This window comes from Bradyrhizobium sp. AUGA SZCCT0158, from assembly GCF_018130065.1.
Lineage (GTDB): Bacteria > Pseudomonadota > Alphaproteobacteria > Rhizobiales > Xanthobacteraceae > Bradyrhizobium.
In genome coordinates, this window is sequence record NZ_JAFCME010000016.1 from 108,026 (window position 1) to 125,432 (window position 17,407).

Annotated in this window: 20 protein-coding genes; all 20 read right to left on the reverse strand. The window is 63.5% G+C overall.

The genetic code is table 11. The features are described 5' to 3' along the window. Window positions 1-44: 44 nt before the first annotated feature. The 20 genes from JQ574_RS22735 to JQ574_RS22830 all read right to left on the reverse strand — a co-directional run bounded on the left by JQ574_RS22735 (window position 45) and on the right by JQ574_RS22830 (window position 17,406). Complete coding sequence (locus JQ574_RS22735; protein WP_212383897.1) at window positions 45-1,349, reverse strand: hypothetical protein; 1,305 nt, start codon at window positions 1,347-1,349, stop codon at window positions 45-47. A 1-nt stretch (window position 1,350) separates the two neighbouring features. Further along, a complete protein-coding gene (locus tag JQ574_RS22740) occupies window positions 1,351-2,133 on the reverse strand; it encodes a hypothetical protein (protein ID WP_212383899.1) in 783 nt (260 codons plus the stop codon). After that, a complete protein-coding gene (locus tag JQ574_RS22745) occupies window positions 2,126-3,715 on the reverse strand; it encodes a hypothetical protein (RefSeq protein WP_212383901.1) in 1,590 nt (529 codons plus the stop codon). The genes JQ574_RS22740 and JQ574_RS22745 overlap by 8 nt, the downstream gene beginning before the upstream one ends. Beyond that, window positions 3,712-4,188: a hypothetical protein gene (locus tag JQ574_RS22750; RefSeq protein ID WP_212383903.1), complete on the reverse strand. Its 477-nt coding sequence runs from the start codon at window positions 4,186-4,188 to the stop codon at window positions 3,712-3,714. Before JQ574_RS22750 ends, JQ574_RS22745 begins: the two co-directional genes overlap by 4 nt. Before the next feature lie 32 nt (window positions 4,189-4,220). Continuing rightward, the gene (locus JQ574_RS22755) at window positions 4,221-4,649 is read right to left on the reverse strand and encodes a hypothetical protein (protein ID WP_212383905.1); all 429 of its coding nucleotides are present in this window, start codon (window positions 4,647-4,649) and stop codon (window positions 4,221-4,223) included. A 24-nt stretch (window positions 4,650-4,673) separates the two neighbouring features. Beyond that, window positions 4,674-5,066: a hypothetical protein gene (locus JQ574_RS22760; RefSeq protein ID WP_212383907.1), complete on the reverse strand. Its 393-nt coding sequence runs from the start codon at window positions 5,064-5,066 to the stop codon at window positions 4,674-4,676. Continuing rightward, the gene (locus JQ574_RS22765) at window positions 5,066-8,050 is read right to left on the reverse strand and encodes a hypothetical protein (RefSeq protein ID WP_212383909.1); all 2,985 of its coding nucleotides are present in this window, start codon (window positions 8,048-8,050) and stop codon (window positions 5,066-5,068) included. The genes JQ574_RS22760 and JQ574_RS22765 overlap by 1 nt, the downstream gene beginning before the upstream one ends. After that, window positions 8,047-8,325, reverse strand: a complete 279-nt coding sequence (locus JQ574_RS22770; RefSeq protein WP_212383911.1) for a hypothetical protein — start codon at window positions 8,323-8,325, stop codon at window positions 8,047-8,049. The genes JQ574_RS22765 and JQ574_RS22770 overlap by 4 nt, the downstream gene beginning before the upstream one ends. A gap of 77 nt (window positions 8,326-8,402) precedes the next feature. Beyond that, window positions 8,403-8,849, reverse strand: coding sequence for a branched-chain amino acid ABC transporter (locus JQ574_RS22775; RefSeq protein WP_212383913.1), 447 nt, complete (start codon window positions 8,847-8,849; stop codon window positions 8,403-8,405). A 115-nt stretch (window positions 8,850-8,964) separates the two neighbouring features. Beyond that, window positions 8,965-9,162, reverse strand: a complete 198-nt coding sequence (locus JQ574_RS22780; RefSeq protein WP_212383915.1) for a hypothetical protein — start codon at window positions 9,160-9,162, stop codon at window positions 8,965-8,967. A gap of 58 nt (window positions 9,163-9,220) precedes the next feature. Then, window positions 9,221-10,465, reverse strand: a complete 1,245-nt coding sequence (locus tag JQ574_RS22785) for a phage tail tube protein (protein ID WP_212383917.1) — start codon at window positions 10,463-10,465, stop codon at window positions 9,221-9,223. Between the two features lie 58 nt (window positions 10,466-10,523). After that, the gene (locus JQ574_RS22790; RefSeq protein WP_212383918.1) at window positions 10,524-10,991 is read right to left on the reverse strand and encodes a hypothetical protein; all 468 of its coding nucleotides are present in this window, start codon (window positions 10,989-10,991) and stop codon (window positions 10,524-10,526) included. After that, window positions 10,988-11,335 carry a hypothetical protein gene (locus JQ574_RS22795; RefSeq protein ID WP_212383920.1) on the reverse strand — a complete coding sequence of 116 codons (348 nt, stop codon included), beginning with the start codon at window positions 11,333-11,335 and terminating at the stop codon, window positions 10,988-10,990. The genes JQ574_RS22790 and JQ574_RS22795 overlap by 4 nt, the downstream gene beginning before the upstream one ends. 3 nt (window positions 11,336-11,338) lie before the next feature. Beyond that, complete coding sequence (locus JQ574_RS22800; protein WP_212383922.1) at window positions 11,339-11,815, reverse strand: hypothetical protein; 477 nt, start codon at window positions 11,813-11,815, stop codon at window positions 11,339-11,341. Next, window positions 11,812-12,126: a hypothetical protein gene (locus JQ574_RS22805; protein ID WP_212383924.1), complete on the reverse strand. Its 315-nt coding sequence runs from the start codon at window positions 12,124-12,126 to the stop codon at window positions 11,812-11,814. Before JQ574_RS22805 ends, JQ574_RS22800 begins: the two co-directional genes overlap by 4 nt. Window positions 12,127-12,134: 8 nt before the next feature. Then, entirely contained in the window at window positions 12,135-12,386 is a 252-nt protein-coding gene (locus JQ574_RS22810) for a hypothetical protein (protein ID WP_212383926.1), read from the reverse strand. Between the two features lie 114 nt (window positions 12,387-12,500). Further along, window positions 12,501-13,532, reverse strand: a complete 1,032-nt coding sequence (locus tag JQ574_RS22815) for a major capsid protein (RefSeq protein ID WP_212383928.1) — start codon at window positions 13,530-13,532, stop codon at window positions 12,501-12,503. A gap of 89 nt (window positions 13,533-13,621) precedes the next feature. Further along, complete coding sequence (locus JQ574_RS22820) at window positions 13,622-14,290, reverse strand: head decoration protein (protein WP_212383929.1); 669 nt, start codon at window positions 14,288-14,290, stop codon at window positions 13,622-13,624. A 129-nt stretch (window positions 14,291-14,419) separates the two neighbouring features. After that, entirely contained in the window at window positions 14,420-15,748 is a 1,329-nt protein-coding gene (locus JQ574_RS22825) for a S49 family peptidase (RefSeq protein ID WP_212383930.1), read from the reverse strand. Continuing rightward, a complete protein-coding gene (locus tag JQ574_RS22830) occupies window positions 15,745-17,406 on the reverse strand; it encodes a phage portal protein (protein ID WP_212383931.1) in 1,662 nt (553 codons plus the stop codon). The genes JQ574_RS22825 and JQ574_RS22830 overlap by 4 nt, the downstream gene beginning before the upstream one ends. Window position 17,407: the final 1 nt, after the last annotated feature.

Consider the following 17,407-nt stretch of genomic DNA (forward strand, 5'->3'; position numbering starts at 1 on the left):
TCGGATTGAGGATACCGGCATCCGCTTGCTTGATCACCACCCGCTCAACCCATCAATTCTTCAACAGACGCGTTGTAATTTGCCGTTACCACATTGATGCCGCCCACGTTCGTCGCCTGTTGAGACTTATAAGTTAAAGCCGAAATTGAGTTGGCCTTGTCCCAAGCGTGATAAGCGCCAGCGCCGAAGTAACCCGTTCCACCAGTGGAATTGAAAGCCCCGACACCAAGGGCATGGATTGGCGTGGAATTTCGCAACATTTGGAAAGTGCCCTGCATATTGTTGCCAGCGCTGTTGGTGATCTGTGCGTTAAAGGCCGCCTCCACCTTCATGATGTTGGCAGCGTTTGTTGGCGTGAACGAAATCGAAGTGCCCGGCACATCCACAAAGCTCGTAGAGCCACTGGCACCGCCATTGCTGATGACGAAAGCAGCCTGCACCACGTCCCCGGGCTTCTTGATGCCGGGGCCGAACGTGACGATGCTATTTAGGTTTGTCGTTGTCCAAGTGCCGGCCGTAGCAACGCCGCTCGAATTCCAATCGACGTAGCCGAGTATTCGGAACGCCTTATTCGTAACGGCAGCACCGGAGGTATAGTGCTGTCCTGCGCTGTTTCCTGCCGCGACGGCCTGCAGACTTGAGCCGATGCCGTGCTCATTGAGCGAAAAAATGCGGGTCGTCGTGGAGGCGTTGAAAACGCCGAGGCGGAACGTGCCGCCGTCATTCCATCCCGTAATCCAGAGCCGCCCCGCGGTCGCACTGATAAAGCCGCAAGTCGACGTGGAAGGAACGACAACAGAAACCCCGACCGGTATTTCCAACGTCGTGGGGGTATTCGGTGAGGCTGTCAAAGACGAATTGCGGAATGAAAGCGCGATCGGCGTCGTCGCCGTCGGGTCGTTGCCGTCCGCGTCCTTGAGCGCGATCGTTAACGCACCCGCCGAAGCTGTGACCGCAAATGATACATTCTGTAATTCATCTATAGCGGCGCCGAGATTGGCCCGAACCTGCGCCCGCCGCGCCGCCGAGAGCGCCTGCGCCCCGTCGACCAGCAGCGTCGACAACGCCGGCTGGCCCATGAAAACTTCCTTCGTGCCACCGGACGAGAACGTGCCTTTATTCTCCTTGGTGGTCGTGACCGTGATCTCGTTGGTCGCGCTGTAGGTCAGGATTCCCGATCGGAACGCGACGCCAGGCTCGACGACGCCGCCGATCGTCGTATCCCCGACGCTCATGAATGCCGAGAACGCATTGAACGATGTATCGACGGCGCCCGTCACCGTGAACACGGTCTGGCTATTCGAAGTGGAATGCTCGAGCACGCGGTCGCGCGGAGGAACGAAGGCCATCTCAGATCCTCTCGTCGATGCGAAGCTGCTTGCCGAACAGGTCGAAGATCGCGCCAAACGTCACCGGCGTGATATCGGTGACCAGGCCATAGATCGACGCGCGCGGCAGGTTCGTGCTCTCGGTATCCGTCATCAGCAGCACGTTGCGGCGGCGCCCACAGACGCGGTCCATGCGTTCGACCAGGCCATAGCGCTGGGCCTCGTTCACCCACTGGAAATTCAGGTCGACGCGCCGGAAATAATTGTCATCCCAAATCAGCGTCATGCCCGACGATGTCGGCGCCACCCGGGAGCGGTCGATGTGCTGGACTGAGCTGCCCGGCGCGAAATTGTAGGCAAAGCTTTCGCTCAAGCCGTCGACGATGCATCCTGCTTCGACGAAGTCGGCATCGGGATCATCGATGTCGACGCGGCAGTAGCGCCAGGCGTCCGGCGCCGGCGGCCGATGGACCAGCGACCCATATTCGACGTCAAACGAAGGATCGCCCGACGACAACGTGCCGGTATCGAGGATGTCACCGGCAGCCCCCGTGACGTCGATCGAGTTCAGCCGCAACCTGATCGTCGCATTAGTCCCGCAGGTCAGGCCGAACACACCGACCGTATCGGCCGAGATCACGGCCCCCTTGTCGAGTACGAAATAAGCTGCCGAATTAAGGCTGCGCCAGCGTTCCGAAGGGTGCGGCGTCAGAAGGTTCGACGCCGGCATCACCAGCACCTGGCTGGAAGCCCCGACCGTCGCGCCGTCAGCCTGGTTGTCGATTACGAGTGCCGCGTTAGCCATAGGCGGCGACCTCGACGCTGTCGATCACGCCATCTGCGACCACGACGTTCACAGCCGTCTCGACGAGGATCATGGCGCGACCCTGGCTGAGGTCGAAGCGCGGATGGGTGATCTCGATCTCGTCGCCGACATCGCGCCGCAATGCCTTGCGTGGCACCGTTGCCCGATAGATTGCTCGTGTGGTCTTGAACAGATCGATCAACCGCGCAGCTTCCGTGGCGGCATCGCTCTGGCTCCGGAAATACGACTGCACGGGATCGCGGTCCTGCGCGAAGGGATGGTCGGTCTGGATCGTGGCGGACGTCGCTTCAGCCAACCGGACCTGCTCCGCAAGGAACGCCCGCCGCGCGGCCGTGACACCGCCCGCAAGGTCGGAGGTCTGTACCGTCCAGTTGCGCTGGTACGGCACGCGCCAGCGGTAGCGCGGCGGCTGGTACGCGGAAGGCAACGGTTCGCGCTTGATGTCCCCACCAAGCATATCGCCTCGGTTGAATCGCGCCACAGGCGTGCCTGTGGGCGCGCCGAAGATACGGACTTCAAACGTACCATCCAGCTTGTGACCACCCCACCCGCCGATGCCGCTCATGATGTTCTGGATGAAGGCTGCGACCGTGAGATTGTCATCCGGGGACACGAAGTAATCGATTGGCGCCGGCTGCGCCGAATTCACGGCCGTAAATGACGCGGCATCGAGATCGGCTGCCGTCAACACCGTACGATTGATCAGTGCCCATTCCACGATGTCGGCAGTTGTTTCGATGAATCCCGCCGAATTCTCGCCCTGCACGTCCGCTGTGATCTGGCCGTTAGCGGCGATGCCAAGCTTGAAAAGCCCCAGCGCCTTGCAGGTCCCGTATTGGCCGGCCGTGATGCCGGCAGCCGCCAGTGCCGCGTACGTCGGATAGTCGCTGCCCGCGGTGACCGCCGCGCCCTTGTCATAGACGGCATCGATCGCCTGGATGGACCCGTCGTGCACCTGATAGATCAGAAGGCTGGGCACCACCAGAACCGCTGTGACATTGCGCGGTTTACCCAGACACAGCGGCTTGCGCTTGCCGGTCAGGTCCGCGGTACCGTCTGCGCCACCGGTACCGCCGTAGACGTTCGGCTGCAGCGGCACCTCGAGCTTGTAGGAGAAGTCGACCAGGTCGATGGTAATCGCGTCGGTATCGATGTTCCAGCCTGTCGCGGTGACGCGGGCCAGGGTGAAAGCCTCATCATAGGAAGCATCCCGCCTGCCGACCTTCAGCGTGATCGGGCGGCCGTCGATTGCATAGGAGAGCGGCAGGAAATCATACGTGGCATCGGCGTTGTCTATGACCAGCCGGCCGGTGCCGGTAGTGAACTGGCCGATATCGCCCTGCATGATCGACCGCTGGAACGTAAAGCTCTTCAGCACGCCGCGGAACGGCTGGTTCGGCAAAGCGTCGGTCGGCAGCGTGGCATAGCCAGATCCCGTCGAGACGTAGATCTTCAGCGTCAGGGACGCTTCCAGATCCATGATAAGATCGAAATAACAGCGCACGTCCCGGCCATCGGCCGAGTACGGCACCGCACATTCGGGAACCGCGGAATACATCATGACCTATCCGTCAAAACCCAAGGTTCTATTTCTGCGAAATAGGCGATCGGAACCTGCGAGGCCTCAAGCATCCGGTCCCATCCCGTGGACCCGACACCCTGAGCAGAACCTAGACCCGATGCGCGCGCCGTAGCCGCACCGGCACGCAGGCCGAGCACTGTCGAGGTCCCCGCGGCCGTGGCCTTGGCGGCGCGCGCTGCCTTGCCTGTGACCGTGCCCAGACCCGTCGATGACGCCTTGGCTGCACGCGCGGCCTTGCCCGCGACCGTCGTCAGACCCGTCGATGACGCCTTGGCTGCTCGCGCGGCCTTGCCCGTGGCGACCCCTACGCCGGTCGATGACGCGTTGGTGGCGAGCGCCGCCTTGCCGGAGACCGTCGATGAACCCGATGCGGCACCGAGCGCCTTCCCGACCCCCGACCGAGTCCCCGTGTCGGTGAACGGCAGGACAAGGAATGGCTTGATGAGAAACATCGACCCTCAAATTGCCGTCTGACGGCCGCGCTTCAGTCTTCGGTGACGGTCGATTCCTTGCGGATCGTCGGCGGAACGGTCGCCGCGATGACGATGTTCGGCGTCAAGGTTCCGGAATATAGAATCTTGCCCGAGCCGCTCGCGGCCGTGCCGATCGAGAAGTGGGTTGCCGTCTCACTGCCGCTCGAACAGATCGGAAAGTCGACGTCGGCAACCGGCGAAACGCTGTTGGCCGTCACCGTAAAGCCGGCCGCGCTGCGCGCAACACCGACCCGGGCATAAGGCGTGTAGGTGCACTCGCTTGTCGTCTGGTTCCCGGACTCAGCAGGGTCTGCGGTGTGAAGGCCAAAATACAAAGTCGCCAGCGGCGAGGACGCCGCGTTGTCGGCGATGTTGGCAATCGTCGTGCCCTGAAACAGTAGTTTCATGAGATCGTTTTCGAACGTATCGCCCTTGGACATCGTCGTCTCCTTGACGTTTGAGGATCAGGTCAGCCGTAGCCGCAGCTGCCCGACCGGTATCTGCAGCGGCTGCCCCGACGTGATGGTGCGCGGCAACGCCGGCGAGCCGGGGCAGACCATGTTGCCGCCGGTAAGCGCATCCTCGACGGCGAGATACGTGATGGTGCCCCAATCGGCGCTTGCGGGCCCAAAGGTGATCAGCGTGGTGTTCACTGAAAAACCCGAAGCATCAGCGGCGCCCATGACACCGGACAACGGCTGGCGGGCATAACCGCCGCCAGAAACCTCGTTGGCGTGCGAGCCGGTATCACCCGGATCATCCGTGTGCAGCGACAGATAGAGCGCCGGAGGCGAATAGGCCGCGACGCCGTTGAGGTCGTCGAGGATTTTCTTGCGGATGTACCGTGTCCCGCTCATCACGCGACTTTCGACGCCGGACGGCCCGGCCGCGACCTGGCGTCCGCAACCGTGGTGATCAGCCGCTCGTTCTGCGCCCGCAGCAGCGCCATCTCTTCTCGCAGCGCCTGAATTTCGGCATTGCCGACGGACGCTATCGCCTGCACCAGCGCCTGTGTCTGGCCGGCGAACAGCGCGCCGTTGTCATTCGCCGCGGTCGTCGTCGGCGCCTGCACCGGCGGCGTCACCGTGCCCGTCAGGCCCGCCAGCGCCGCCGGGTTGCCGATCTGGCTGCCGCCCATGACTGCATTCGCGGTTCCGCCGGTGAGCGCTGACAGCGCCGACGTCACGGCGCTATAGATGTCGGTGTAGCCCGCCGACGACGCGTAGAAGCTCTTCGCCTGGTCCAGCAGCGCCGAAGCGTATTTCGTGATCGAGCCCATCGCATCGCTGTCGCCGCCTGCGGCCAGGCCGAGCTGGCGGTTGAACTGTTCCTGCGCCGCGGCCAGCTGATTCTGTGGCGACAGGATGGAATTTTCGCCCAGCTGCAGGCTGTCGAGATAATCATTGATGGTCTTGACCATCGCGGCGAATTTCTCGTTCGCCTGCTCCAGCGCGGTCGCGGATTCCGTGACGACGCCATTGAAATCCGGAAATAGCTTGATGAAGTCGGCGAACTGATCGCCGACCAGGCCGGCATCCTCGATGATCTTCTGCGCCTCCGCGCTGAACACGGCCGAGATCTGCGCCAGCAGCGCCGGATCGTTGCCGAGCATGGCGGCGTCGGCGAGATCCTTCTGACGCTGAACCAGCAGCGCAGCCACATCGTTGAGATAGGACTTGCCCTGCGCCGCGTTGAGCCGTTCGGTCAGGCCGGACGTGAGCTGGTCGGTAAACTGCGCCATGATCGACTTGATGCGCGCCGCCGCCGCGGCGTCGATCCTCAAGGCATCGCCGCCGCCGATACCAGAAGCGGCGACCGATTCCAGCGCCTCCTTCAGGCCGCGGGCCTCATCGTTGACGTCCTTGATCGCCTGCTGCAGCGGCGTCAGCGTCTGCGCGCCATCGGCGAATTCGTCGACAATCCGCCTGATCCCGCGGGCGAACGTTTCGCCCTGCCGCAACTCGGACTGGAGATCCCCCGCCTTGATCGCCGCTGTCTGAAGCGTGATGTAATTCGAAATGAGCGACTGAAGCTCCTGAGACAGCGGGCCGAGCTCGAAGCCCGCCGCCGCGCGGTTGAAATCGGCCACCTGGCCGGCCATCTTGGCCCATTCGGCTTTGGCCTGCTCCAGCTCCTTCTTGGCCTTCTGGTCGCCGGTGAAGGCCGAGATCAGCGCGGACACGCCGGCCTGCGCCACGCCGATGCCGGCCTGCAGCGGATTGCCGGTCAATGCACCTTCCAGGATGTTCTCGAACGCCTTGTCGGACAGTTTCTTGGCGACGTTGTCGAGCGACTGCACCATCGCATCCATGACGTTCTTGCCGGACAGGAAGGCGGACAGCATCGACTTGCCGACGTCCTGGAAGCCGTCGACCAGAAGCTTTTGCGCGTTCAGCACCCGCATCTGCGCCGCCTCGACGCTGCCGAGCGCGGTCGCCACATCCGGATAGATGCTGCGCAGCTTGCCGGCGATATCGACGGATTCTGCCGACAGGCCGAGCGTGTCCGTGCTGAACTTGATCTCCGCGGCGACTTTCGCTTTGGCCAGGGCCGCGGTCGCCGCCTCGACCTCTTCGCGGATCTTCATGAACTTTTCGGCGAACTGCTCGAGGTCGGTAAACCCTGCTTTTTCCGCCGCGGCATACAGCGAAGCTTCGACCCGCAAGCCCGCGCGCGCCGCTTCGGATTGCCCCACGGCTTCGGTATCCGCCTTCAGGAGGGCGATGTGCTTTTCAATGCGCTGGATTTCGGTTTCGAGCGCATCGGTGCTGTCATCCCCCTTCGACGGAAGGACCGTTGTGCCGCCGGAAATCGGGATCCGCGTAATCTTTTGCTGCTCTTCGTAAATGTCCTCCAGCTGATCGATGTAGTGATCGATGGCTTTCGAATCCGCATCCTCCGGAAGGCCGAGCGCGCCCTTCAGGTTCTTTGCCCGAAACGATTGCTCCCCAAGCCGGGTCATGATCTCCGTCAGCCGCTCGGCGTCGGCAATCTGGTCCTTGATCTGCGTCGGCGACTTGTTCTCGTCCGGCGTGAGCCAGCGCCCGACCGTGCCGCTAAGCGCACCAATTCCGGAAATGATCGTGCTGGCGAGACCTGCTGCCTGCACCAGCATCGGCAGGATCGTTGCCAGCGAGGCCTTGAACTGCAGATCCCAGGCTGCAACCGCCGTCTTCCACTCGCTATTGAACTGCTTGGCTTTCGCGATCGTGGCATCGTCGATAATGATGCCAAGGTCTTCCGCGGCTTTCTTCTGCGCCTCGATGCCCTCGACGCCCTGCCGCAGGAAGGGAATCCATTCCTTCGAGACGCCGGCGATCTTGGCGATGCCCTGCTGCACCTGCGGCGAGGCGTTCTGCATCAAGCCTGCGAGTTCGCCAATGATCACCTTGGTGGTCTTCAGATCACCGTTGGCATCGCGGATCGACTTGCCGTTGGCTTCGAACAGCCTGCCGAAATCGGTGACGCCGCGGCCCGCCGCCGTGATGTCAGCCGCGATCTGGTCGATGCCGGCGAGGAAGTCCTTTTCCTTCAGACCAGACGACATGCCCGCAAACATGGTCTGCTGGAGTTCCTTGACGTTCATGCCCGCCAGCGCGGCATGGTCGGCGAGATCGACCAGTACCTGAGACTGCCGGCCGACATAGTCATAGAACGCCCGCAAGCCGACCAGGGCGCCGACAAAAGCCAGGCTGACGCCGCCGATCGCTACCACCGCGCCCTGTGCCGAGCTGATGCCCTGCTCGGACGCGGCAGAGGCCTGCCCCATCGACTGCGCATAGCGATCGGCGCCCGACGTATCGGAATCGATCACCAGCTCTGTGACAACGCGGTCGTTCATTCCGTCTCCGTCCTCGCCTGCTCGATCCGGAACAGGTCATCCAGTTCTTCAATCAGGCGCACTTCCCATGGCGCCAGGCGCACCCCGGAATGGCGCACAAAGGCATCGATGTCTGGCCATCCGATCGGGTTAATCGCAAACCCGCTCGACCCGCGCCGGCTGCTGAGCCGACAGAACGCGACCCAGAGATAGGCCAGCGCTTCGGGGAAAGGTGGCACCGCCAGTTCCGCCTGCAGCTCTCCAATGCGGTCGGGCTTGCGTGTTCGCGCCAGCAAGCCCTCGACGGTCTCCCGGTAGGAAACACCTTCCTTGTCGGGCTTGTTGAGCCCGAACGTTTTCTGCGCGAAGGCCTTTAGCTCTTCGCCGAGCGTTGCAAAAAACTGTCGTCATCCCGCAGGAATTCCGAGATCTGGTTGAGCACCGGGCCTTTGCGGGGATCGAGCAGGATCCGGCGCGCGGCCGCTTCGCTGTACTCGATCAGTTCGCCGTTGAGCTTGACCGGCGTAAAGCCTTTGGTGCGCCCAACCAGCACGTCGATCAGTTCGCCCCGGACCTCATCGGGCGTCTGGTCGTCACCCTTCCACTTCTTGTTATTGACCCGCGCCCGCTCCTTTTCGCGCGCCTGGCTCAGGATGCGCCGGGAAATACGGTCGGAGAGTTCGACCGTCTTGGTATGGCCCGGCCCGTAGAACGTCCAGACCCAGCCGGTCGGCTTGCCGGAGCGCGGATCGATGATGTCGAGGGTCATTTCGTCTTGCGCATCAAGCGACGCGAGGTCGAAGTCAGCGGATTCAGTCATGTTCGGGTCCTTTGTCGGAAGGAGGTGGCCGCAGGCCCCGACAGGCCTGCGGCCGATTGCGCGCAATCCGTCGCGACGCTCTCGCGTCGTCGACATTCTGTCGGGAATGACGGCGTCAGGTCGCGGGTTTGGCCGGTGCCGCGGCGGGCGCCGCCGGCGCAGGCCGCTTGACCTTCACGGTCTCGCTGATGGCAATGGCGCCGAGATCTTCGGGGCGTCCCGGCCAGGCGATGCTCAAACCTGCCTTGCGGCCTTCCGCGATCGCCGACTGCAGCTTCTCGGCAGCGGCGCGGATGTTCTTCTCGTGGTCCATGGTGGTGCACTCCTTGTGCGAGGTGGCGGGGCGCTACCAGAATTCTCTGGAGCGGGGATCAGGACGCGTTGGAGACCTGGATCTTGATCATGGTCGGGTCATAGGCGCCGCCGCGCTGATCCTTGCCGACTAGGTCTTCCGGAATCGACAGGGTTTGCGTGCGTGGCCCGGCCGATTTGTTCAGCGCCGACTTGTCGACGCCGCCAAGCGTGAAGTTGGCGACACTGAAGGCGATGAAGTCCTTGGGCTCGGACTCGAGCTCGACGGCGAGCACATGCAGCGACAGCTGATCCTCGGCGACGTGGTTGGCGACGTAAGCGAGGTCCTTGCGCAGCGCCGTGAAGTTGAGGCCGATGCCCATCTGGCCGGTGAAGACGTCGGGCGAATATTTCTGCGCGCCCGAGCCGAAGGTTTCCGGCGCCATCGGGCCGGTCCCGAAGGTGAGATCGAACGCCGTCAGCTCGACCAGGTCGGTGGTACCGAGCCTGATGGTGGCGTCGACCACAGCCATTTCGGTCGAGGTGTTCTCGGTCGGCGTGGTGAAGAACGGCGCAGCTCCGCCGGTCTTGGTTTCGAACTTGCCGGTACCGGTCCAGCCGGCATCGAAGGTGATGATGCCGTTCGGCCCCATCGAGATTTTGCCCATGCCGAACACGCCGTCGGTGAACACTTCCGAACCATCAATGTCGATTTCGTGCTCTTCAATGGTCGCGTACCGCGGCACCAGGGCGCCGGCCGCCGGATTGATCAGCACCCTTCCCGGCCTGGTCAGCGTGAACGCGGTATCGGCCACCGCGTTGACCACAAGCGTTTCGGCGACCGTTAGGGTCGACGCGGTGACGCCCAGGACGCGAAGATTGATTCCATTGTTCGCCGCACTCGAATGGTTGGTCAGCCGCCAGACATCGTTGACGCGAACGCCGGCGGTAATCCAGGAGCCGGCGGCGGCAACGATGGTATTGGCCGTGGTGGTGATCGAGGTCAGGCCCGCCGTCGCTTCAGTGATGGCGAGATCGGCCGCGCTATAGGTACCGCGCACGATCGCTTCCATCACATCGTCGTAGGCGCCGAGCGCGAGCTGGCCGCCCCAGACGCCCGACGTCTTCTGGATGCCGTGCCGCCCGCGCGAGCGCTGGCCGTCGCGCCGCACTTCATTGCTGGCGGTCAGCCCCTTGGTCATCTTGCCCGGCGAGCCTGATCCCGTGGTGCGAAACACCTTGGCGTCGGAGCCGGACGCCTGGACCCCGAGCCCGGACTGAAATTTGTAGGCGTAATAGCCGTTGGACTGGCTCTGATAAACCATCGTGCGGTCTCCGGATTGAACGTCGCTGCCCCAGGCGACCAGGAAAAGAGGCTTCTACTTACGCGCGCGCCTTGATGATCAGCGCCGGCTGCTGCTTGAGCGAGGACGCCCTTGTGTCGCGGTCCTTGCCCTCGAGCCGGCCGATCAGGTTGGCGGCGCGACGATCGGCGAAGCGGACTGGCATGAACAAAAACTTGACGTCGACATCGTTGCCGTACTTGCCGCGCAGGATCACTTCCGCGCGCTGGTAGACGTGGTCGGTGCCAGGCACCCGCATCCGCAAGATCCCGATCTCGATCAGGCGCGAATACGGCACCGGGTTCGAAATCTCGATCTCATCGCCCGGCTTCCACCCGCTCGCGTCCGCCACCCACTGCCCGTTGAGGAACATCAGATGGCTTGCGCGGTAGAGCCCGATATGCGGATCGTCGCCGGAGCCGACCGGCGAGCCGGCCATCAGCGTCTGCCGAGCAAAATCGGCGATCGCCGGCATGTTGACGAAGCGGTAGACGATCTTCTGGTTCACAGCTTGATGGCGTCGTCTTTCGCGCCAGCGATGCCGTCGATGGTGCGGTTGTTCAGGACGTTCTGACGCGCCTCGGCTGAGAAATCGTCGACAACCACATTGAGCGATGAATCCACCCTCACGCCCCCGGCGAAGGTTTCATTCCTGAGGCGCTGCTCTTCCTTTCGCACCGCCCTGATCAAATTGTGCCGGGCCCGATCTTTGGCGCGCGCTTCGGCCCAGCGAAAGGCGTGCGTCGTATCGAATGGCGACGAAGGCCCGACCTGGTTCCGGTAGTAGTGCTTGTCCACGCCGTCGAGATCGGCAGCAGGATCATCCTGACCCGGAATGAATTTGACCGGCATGTGCTAGCCCCTATGCCAGTATTCGAACGGAATGGTCGCCGTGACGCGAAACCAGACGCCGTCATCATCGCCGGGCCCGCCGCCGTCGACCCGCGGCGTCCAGCTGCGGACGTAGCAGGCGGGTGTGACGTCGTCGTAGAATTTCTGGTTGCGGAAGATCTCACCGGCCGCGACCGCCAGCGCAAACGCCTGATCCGTGCCCTGCCCGACCGGCACAAAGACGTGCACATGAATCAGGCCAGGATAGAGATACGTCTGATTGCCCGGCGTGCCGAAGGCGATGCGATCGGCGGACGCCCCTTCGGGCGCGATCAGGACGTAGGCCTGCAGGTTGCCTTGGGCATCCTTTGGAGGCCACGGATCTTCCGGGTTCTTGTTGACCTCGACGATGCGCGTGCGCGGATCCGGTCCGATCACCCAGGTTGACGCGAACAGCGCCTTGATCGCAACGATCGCCCCCGCCCAATCCGCCGCCATCATCCAGCCTTGCAGATCCAGAGATCGGGATTTTCGACATCGATCGTCGGCTTGCCGACAATCGCGTAGGTGCCCGTGCGCGGCGCGGCTTCGACGAACCTGCCGGTCCCGGCCGGCGCCGGCACTTCGCTCTGCCGCACCGCCACGCGATAGCCGCCGATCGGCGGCTTGCCGGATAACTCCGGCTTATCGTCCTCGGCCGATGTGACGATGATGACGCAGTCGACGCCGACATCGCTGCCGGGCGCGAAGTATTGCGCTTCACGCCCGAACGCGGCCACGAAGTGGTCAGCCATGCCGGCGAAGACGTTCATCGCGCCTCTCAGGCCGCCGGCTGTTCGGTCGTGGCCGCAGGCGCGCTGTCATCGGCCACTTCGCGCGTCTTGCGCCTGGCGGCCTTGCTGTCGATCAGGGCCTGCACCTCTTTGTCATCGATACCAAACTCGGCTGTATCGAATTCCGCGCCGGGCACGGCGATCAGGTCCTTGTATTTGGCCCTCGACTTCGGGTCCCGCGGATCGGCTTTGCGGATCAGTTCGTGACCGTGAATGGTTCCAATGGCGATCATCTTCATGACGGCGTCCTTTGCTAGGAAAATTGGGTTACACCCTATGCAAACAGAAAAGCCCCGGCGGATACGCCGGGGCTTTAGTGATACGCTCTTTCGCAGATCAAGCTGATCCGCTGACTACTGCACCTTCGCCGCAAGGCAGGCGTTGACGCGATACGGCACCACCAGCGGAGCGGATTGCAACATAAGGAAGCGCGCCGCCGGATCCTCGACCGTCCAGGACTTCTGGAAGTAGTCCAGCGCCTGGAAGCCCGCTTTCTCATCCTTGATCTGGCCGTAGTGCCGCACACCCTCGATCTGGCCGACCATCATCAGATAGTCATCGGGCAGGAACGGCTGGGTGTCGCCTGCATCATCGGTATACTGGTCGTGATAGATCGTGATGTTGTAGTCGCCGACCTTGCCCTTTTCGGTGTAGCCGAGCTTCTGCGCATCCGGCCCGATATCGACCTGCGTACGTTCCGACAGATTCAGCAACCGGCTCAGCAGGTCCTTGACGTCGTCATTGCTGCGGAACGAATTCCAGACGTTCTGCGCCATCACCACGTCGACCGCGTTGGCGCCCGATTTGTCCCGGATCAGGCCGGCCCAAGTCTCCAGGTTGCCGAGCGGATCCGGAGCGCTGTCATTCCAGCGCGCGGTCGAGGTCAGCGTCACCGACAACGCCGCGTCGCGGCCGAAGTCGACCACCGTGGTCGGATAGCCCTCACCGCTCACGGTCACCGTACCCGTGCGCAGGATCTGCGCCGCCATCCATTCCTGACGGCGCTCCAGCATGCCGAGCTGATCCTCGCTCTCGGTCGCCAGATTGATCTGACGCACCGCCATCGCATCCAGCGGACCGGAGATCGGGCTACCCGCCGGCCGGCGGACGGGTTTGCCGTCCTCGAACACGCGCTTGTCTTTGATGTAGGCCGGCTTGAAGCTCTTGGTCGCGTAGCCTTGACTGCGGACGATCTTGCCTTCGACCAGTGGCGAACAGAACGGCGCCAGGCGGGGCTTTCCGGTCAACACGTCGAAGAAAATCTCTTCCTGATTGGAAACCGAGGTTTCGTTGAAGTAGCGGCCAAGCAGGAAAGGCGGGCGGTAGGTCGTCTTGAGATCCTGAACGACGCGGTTGAGCACCGCGGGGCTGTAGATGTCCACCATGACGGTGACTCCTTGTCTGGATTGTTGGAAAGGGAGGCTGTGACGCAGAAATGATGTGGAGACGCGGCCGGCGAACCGGCCGCGCTAGATCAGGCGATGGAGGCCTGCAGGTCGATGCCAACGTCGCGCAGCGGTTCGCGGCAGGTTGCCGCCGTATGGCCCGCGCCGTAGGTCAGCGCATTTTCATCGACGGTCGCCGCGAAATACGCCACGGTCACCTTGTCGCCGCCCGAAGCGTCGCAATCTTCGGCCAGGATCACCGACGGCACCGCCGAACCGTCGACCGCTGCGGCGATCGCCATCTTGTACTTGGCCGAGCCGGCCGCGACCGTGACGTCAAAACCGTCGCCGACAATGAAGTCTGTGCCGCCGTCGGCGACCGCGAACTTGATGTCGTCGTCAAAGGCGCCGGCGCCGCCGGCCATCACCACTTCGCCGATCATGTTGCCGTCGGGATCCTCGACGCGGAAGGTACCGTTGTTGGCCGCTGCCGCGGTGAAGCGCACCGTGTAGACGCCCACCTTGGCGCCAGGGCGGACCGGCGTGGTGGCGTCCATCGTCAGCGTGCCCGTGCCGGTATTGCCGCCGGGCTTCGCCGCCGACGTGGCGCCGCCGACGCCGATCTTTCCGAGCACGGTGCCGCGCGCGCGATTTTCGCCGGACAGCAGCGTGATGTTGCGGGAAACAGGTTCACGGGTCCCGACCAGCAGAGCGGGGACGTTCGAAAGCGTATCGACATTACCGAAGCTCGCCACCATGGCCGAGGTTCCTTCTTGGTTCGAGGTTTAAAAAACGACGCTGTACCCTATGCAAAGAAAAACCCCGGCGTTGCCGCCGGGTTGGTGCGAGCCTGCGCAAATTTGCGCAGGCAGAGCCGTAAGCGTCGACTACGCCGCCGCAGCCGGCTTGCCGCGATAGGCCGTCACGATGCTGCCGGCGAGGGCCTGCGCCTTGGCGTCATCCGACTGATCGGCATTGGCGTCGGCGCCGACCTGCGGGTTCTTGACGCCACTCATCGCCGTAGCGAGCGGATCGGCGGCAGCGGCCTCCTGTTTCGGCGCTGCCTTCAACGCCGCCTTGGCATCGTCGGCGCTCATGCTGGTGTTGAACGCGAAATGTTGCGCCAACTCGCTGCGGCCCTTGGCTTCCTCGCTGCCGAGGATCGCCCCGATGCGGGTGCGTTCGGCGGTCGCGCCCTCGGCGACGCCTTCGGCCCTTCCTTCCGTCCTGCCTTCCACTTTACCTGCTGTCACGCCCTCAGCGCGTGCGGCATCGAGTGCAGCTTGTGCGGTCGCGGCGGCACCGGCCGCGGGAACTGATCCAGACATTTCGTCGTCTCCTTCTTGGTCGTCCGCGTCGGACGGGTTAGCGCTGAATGCAGCGATGCCATCGTCGAGCGGCGCGATGGAATCGGCCAGCCCGTTTTCGACCGCCTCGGCGGCGGTGAAATCCAAAGCCTCGGTTCCGCGCACGGCTTTCTCTTCCATGCTGCGGTTGCGGGCGACGCTTTTGACAAAGACGTCATAGAGGGCGTCGATCCGGGACTGAATGCGCGCCTGGACGTCGGCCGGAAGCGGTTCATAGCGGTTGCCGTCGACCTTGTGCTTGCCGGCGAAGATGAAGGTCACCTTGACCCCCATCTCTTTCATCGCTTCGGAATAGTCGACATGCGCCGTGACGACGCCGATCGAGCCGACACCGCCGGTCCGCGATACCGCGACCTTGCGCGCCGCTGAGGCGACTGCGTATCCGGCGGAAAACGCGTATTCATGGGCAAACGCGGCGATCGGCTTTGCGGACCGCGCGGCATAGATCTTGTCGACCAGCTCGAAGCAACCAGCGACTTCACCGCCGTAGGAATCGACCAGCAGCGCGATGCCCTGCACCATCGGATCGGCAAGGCCGCGCTCTAGCGCGCGGGCGATGTAGATATAACCCGTCGCCCACGAACCGAGGGCCCACGGGAAGTCGTGCAGGAGCACGCCCTTGACCGGGATCTGCAGGATGCCGTCCTTGATGACATAAGGTCGATACGCGGCACGCCAGTCGTCGGCGGCTGGCCAAAAGCCGTCTTCCGCATAGGCATTGGCGGTCAGCAGCGCATTCGCATGTTCATGCGCCGCCATGCCGGCGAGCGTACTCTCGAAGCGCTCGCGCATATGCGGGGCGAGCAGCGCCGGGACGCCGATGAAGCGGGCGAGCAAGGGATTGGTCATGCGGCTTTTGCTCCCTGATCCGACTTGGCGCTGCTTTCGCCATCCGACGAATGAACCGTAACGATTTGGCCATTGCCCTTGCGCGACATCGAGCCCGGCGGCAGGCCGTACTGCTTCTCGAGTTCAAACTCATGCGCCATCTCGCGGGCGCGCTGCTCGCGGATGTCGCGGGCATCCCTGCCCTGCTCGGCCGCTTCGTCTTCCTCGCTGGACAGGTTGTTGTCCATGCGCGTACCGGCGGCCTGCGCTTCCTTCAGCGGATCGACCCAGCCGCGGCCGGCGTAGATCCATTTGGCCTGCGTCCAGGCGAGACGGCGCGAATAGAAATCGGCCGGCTTGCAATCCGGGATCCGGCCACGGTTGACCGCCTCCTCGAACCAGAGGTCGTAGACCACGCTGCACCAGCCGTCGGAGACCATCTGCCGGCAGGCGTAGAAATAGCGCCAGGCTTCCAGCAGCGCTGCGCGGGCGCTGGAATAGTTGGTCTTGCTGAAATCCTTGAAGATCAGCTCGTAGGGCATGTTGAGCCCTGTCCCGATATGGCGCAGCATCAAGGTCGCAAACGCGTCCAGCTCGCTGTCGGGGCCGCCGGGAATGAACGGATTGAGCTTGGTGCCGGGCGGCAGCGGGATGATCGCCCCGCCCTTCATCTGCACGCGCCATTCGTTCAGCGCCGTGTGATAATCCGCCATCTTGTCGCCGCCGAACGTGGTGACGAAAGATTCCTGATCCATCGGCGTTTCCATCGCCGCGAAGATCATCGCGTTCAGCACGGTCGAGCGCAGTTTTTCGACGGTCAGGTGGTCGTACATCTTGAACATGCGCGCGACCGGCGCGATCGGCGGGCGGCCGCGGTTCTGGCCGATGCGGTTCGGCTCGAAGGCGTGGATAACGCGCGCACGGCCGAAATCGGTCCAGGCCGGGATACGCTCCCAGACGCCGGAGAATGGCGTGCCGCCGAAGCCAAAGAGGTCGCCGGGATGGCTCTTGCGGATGTTGTAGGCGACCGGCGCGCCATAAGCGTCGATCTCGATGCCGCCGCGCAGGGTCGCAGAATCGCTTTTTCCGTTCGGGTTGGACAGCCGCGCCGGGTCGACCAGCTGGAGACAAGTGTTCCAGCGCGAACCGCGATCGGTCAGCCAGAGCGGCAGCGCCAGAATTTCGCCGGCGGAGGCGAGCGTTGCCGCCTGCAGCCGAGTCGCGCCGTGAAAGTTTGAGCGCGCGGCGGCGTCGAAATACACACCGTCGGCAAACCCCTTCCATTCCGCCTCGACCTCGCGCGACCAGCCGTCGACCCAGGTCGCATCCTTCTTCAGCGCGACGCGATCCGGGTTCGGCTTGCAGACGACGCGCGGCCCGATGACGTTGTCGACATAGGTACGCTCGGCGCCGGCGGCGACGCCGTTGTTGCGCGCCAGATCGTCGCCGCGCGCGTTGATGGTGTCGAGCTCGCCGAGCAGCGCAGCATCCGGCGACACGCGCCAGGGATTCCATGACGACATGTCCTTGGCGTTGAGCGACGCCGCGGCATACGACGTCTCGACCTCCGGCCGCGCGGATACCGACACTCGCCGCGGCTCGATCACGGCAACCGACGACGAGCCTGCGCAAATTTGCGCAGGCTGCGACGCTAGCCATGGGTTGGGCAGGTCCTGCATC

Coding starts and splice junctions, on each gene's coding strand:
- JQ574_RS22765 (WP_212383909.1), bottom strand. CDS start 8,050: ATGAACGACCGCGTTGTCACAGAGCTGGTGATCGATTCCGATACGTCG.
- JQ574_RS22760 (WP_212383907.1), bottom strand. CDS start 5,066: ATGAGCGGGACACGGTACATCCGCAAGAAAATCCTCGACGACCTCAAC.
- JQ574_RS22825 (WP_212383930.1), bottom strand. CDS start 15,748: ATGACCAATCCCTTGCTCGCCCGCTTCATCGGCGTCCCGGCGCTGCTC.
- JQ574_RS22830 (WP_212383931.1), bottom strand. CDS start 17,406: ATGCAGGACCTGCCCAACCCATGGCTAGCGTCGCAGCCTGCGCAAATT.
- JQ574_RS22755 (WP_212383905.1), bottom strand. CDS start 4,649: ATGTCCAAGGGCGATACGTTCGAAAACGATCTCATGAAACTACTGTTT.
- JQ574_RS22735 (WP_212383897.1), bottom strand. CDS start 1,349: ATGGCCTTCGTTCCTCCGCGCGACCGCGTGCTCGAGCATTCCACTTCG.
- JQ574_RS22810 (WP_212383926.1), bottom strand. CDS start 12,386: ATGAAGATGATCGCCATTGGAACCATTCACGGTCACGAACTGATCCGC.
- JQ574_RS22805 (WP_212383924.1), bottom strand. CDS start 12,126: ATGAACGTCTTCGCCGGCATGGCTGACCACTTCGTGGCCGCGTTCGGG.
- JQ574_RS22780 (WP_212383915.1), bottom strand. CDS start 9,162: ATGGACCACGAGAAGAACATCCGCGCCGCTGCCGAGAAGCTGCAGTCG.
- JQ574_RS22815 (WP_212383928.1), bottom strand. CDS start 13,532: ATGGTGGACATCTACAGCCCCGCGGTGCTCAACCGCGTCGTTCAGGAT.
- JQ574_RS22785 (WP_212383917.1), bottom strand. CDS start 10,465: ATGGTTTATCAGAGCCAGTCCAACGGCTATTACGCCTACAAATTTCAG.
- JQ574_RS22775 (WP_212383913.1), bottom strand. CDS start 8,849: ATGACTGAATCCGCTGACTTCGACCTCGCGTCGCTTGATGCGCAAGAC.
- JQ574_RS22745 (WP_212383901.1), bottom strand. CDS start 3,715: ATGATGTATTCCGCGGTTCCCGAATGTGCGGTGCCGTACTCGGCCGAT.
- JQ574_RS22740 (WP_212383899.1), bottom strand. CDS start 2,133: ATGGCTAACGCGGCACTCGTAATCGACAACCAGGCTGACGGCGCGACG.
- JQ574_RS22800 (WP_212383922.1), bottom strand. CDS start 11,815: ATGATGGCGGCGGATTGGGCGGGGGCGATCGTTGCGATCAAGGCGCTG.
- JQ574_RS22750 (WP_212383903.1), bottom strand. CDS start 4,188: ATGTTTCTCATCAAGCCATTCCTTGTCCTGCCGTTCACCGACACGGGG.
- JQ574_RS22820 (WP_212383929.1), bottom strand. CDS start 14,290: ATGGTGGCGAGCTTCGGTAATGTCGATACGCTTTCGAACGTCCCCGCT.
- JQ574_RS22795 (WP_212383920.1), bottom strand. CDS start 11,335: ATGCCGGTCAAATTCATTCCGGGTCAGGATGATCCTGCTGCCGATCTC.